This window comes from Marinomonas lutimaris, from assembly GCF_019426345.1.
GTDB classification, from domain to species: Bacteria; Pseudomonadota; Gammaproteobacteria; order Pseudomonadales; family Marinomonadaceae; genus Marinomonas; species Marinomonas lutimaris.
The window spans coordinates 1-1950 of record NZ_JAHLLW010000048.1; the positions used below are offsets into that span (position 1 = coordinate 1).

General features: G+C 39.5%; 2 protein-coding genes and 1 pseudogene. 2 read left to right on the top strand and 1 reads right to left on the bottom strand.

Features of this window, described 5'->3' with window-relative positions:
- Window positions 1-330 (top strand): annotated as a pseudogene (locus KPL72_RS20990) (cobalamin B12-binding domain-containing protein); the annotation flags it as partial.
- A 19-nt stretch (window positions 331-349) separates the two neighbouring features.
- On the opposite strand, the gene KPL72_RS20995 reads toward KPL72_RS20990, so the two are convergent.
- Complete coding sequence (locus KPL72_RS20995; protein ID WP_114412064.1) at window positions 350-751, bottom strand: MerR family transcriptional regulator; 402 nt, start codon at window positions 749-751, stop codon at window positions 350-352.
- An 83-nt stretch (window positions 752-834) separates the two neighbouring features.
- Here KPL72_RS20995 and KPL72_RS21000 point away from each other — a divergent pair, with 83 nt between their 5' ends.
- Window positions 835-1755 (top strand): alpha/beta fold hydrolase, encoded by a 921-nt coding sequence (locus tag KPL72_RS21000; protein ID WP_219704347.1) that lies wholly within the window; start codon window positions 835-837, stop codon window positions 1753-1755.
- Window positions 1756-1950 lie beyond the last annotated feature (195 nt).

Sequence of the window (1950 nt, forward strand, 5' to 3'; positions counted from 1 at the left end):
CAAGGCGTCGATCCGTATTTTGAAGTCAGTCGCTATGGCGAGCGTCTAGCGGCAGCTAACCCAAGTTTTGATGATCTCTACAATACGCTGATGGGCGAACCGAGCTTTAGTTCTGAAATTTTAGAGCAATTGGTAAAGCAATATCTGGAAGAAGCGCAACCCAGTGTCGTGGCGTTAACCGTGCCTTTCCCCAGTAATATGCTCGGCGCACTGCGTATTGCGGAAACTTGCAAAGACATTAATCCAGACCTGCCAGTGGTATTGGGTGGTGGTTTTATTAATACCGAGCTACTTGTTGACTATTATGCTTTCCGTTCAACAACACTGTAAATCCTAATCTATACACCTATTACCTTTCATCTATAACCGATGATGCTTGGGAAATGTTCTCTGACATCGTTTTCAGTAGCTGATATTTACGCTCTTCTAATGTCTCTATTTGATGATCGATAGATTGTAGCAGTGACTGTTGAGCGCTGAGTGTTTCTTCACAAAATTCAGCGCCTTCTACTAGTCTCATGCATTCGGGGAAAGTACGTATATCTTTGAGATTGAAACCAAAAGAAATCAAACGCTGAATTTGCCTTACCTGAGTAATCGCTTCTATCGAAAAAAAACGATAGCCATTATCTCCACGATAGCATGTTAATACGCCCTCTTCTTCATAGTGTCGAATAGATCTCACACTGACACCTGATCGCTTAGCTAAATTGCCAATAGTGATCGTTCCTGTTGGTTTTCTGTTTTGCATAAAATACTCAAATTTTACGTTGACTCTCACATTAGTGTTAGGGTTTAGACTGCGTTTTTAATCTTAAACTAAGGATATATCTTATGATAAAAATCGCACGTAAGCTCGCTTTGAGTAGCTTACTCTACTCGTTTTTCTTAATGTTTTTTACTCCATTGGCTTTCGCTAGTGATCAGAATTATAAAGTGGTTTCTGCCGATGGCGTATCTCTTGCTGTACAAGAATCTGGGGCTCCAGAAGGAATACCTATCATTTTTGTTCACGGTCTGCTTGGCAGCCATTTAAGCTGGAGTTCGCAAATTAATGACCCTCAGCTGGCAAAAAACCGTTTAATTACATTTGATCTTCGTGGTCATGGATTATCTGATCAACCTGAGGCAATCGAATCATATCAAAATGGTCGTTTATGGGGCGATGATTTAGCCGCAGTGATTGAGTCGATTAAAACCACATCACCACAAAAGCCAATATTAGTTGGCTGGTCTCTAGGGGGATCTGTCATCAGTAGCTATTTAGCAACCTATGGCGACTCTCATATTGCGGGTGTTATGTATGTTGGTGGAGTGATTGAGTTAGCGGCTGGACAAATCACACCTCATCCAAAGACTTATAGTGGTATGGCAGATGAAGACCTAAAAACACATCTTGAAGCTGAACGTCACTTCATACGCTTATGCTTTAATACACAACCTGATACCGAGACTTTTGAGCTTTTATTGGCCAATGCTGCGACAGCATCTTTTAACATGCAAAAAACCGTTCCAAGTATGAATGTGGATGTTGTGAATGGCCTAGGCAAGCTAACCAAACCTTTTCTTTTAATTTATGGCGCTCATGATGCTTTGGTTAACCCCAACGCATCTCTAAAGAGAGTTAAAGAGCTTAATTCTACTAGTCAGAGCAAAATATATGAAAACTCAGGACACTCTCCATTTTTTGAAGAAAGCACTCGATTTAACAACGATATAATTAATTTTATTAACAACACAATGAATAAAAATTAAAAAAAAATAGTTTCTGAAAAATGCCCATAGTATCAACATGCCGCTATGGGCAGCCCCAATTCTACCTTCATTAGAAAACGTCTTAATTCATAATCCTTGAACTAAAGAACAGCTAGAAAAACAGCATTTAAAAAAGGTTGGAACTCTTTTTAAATGCTAGAATCCGCCTATTCCGATTAGGTTTTACTTTAAAGG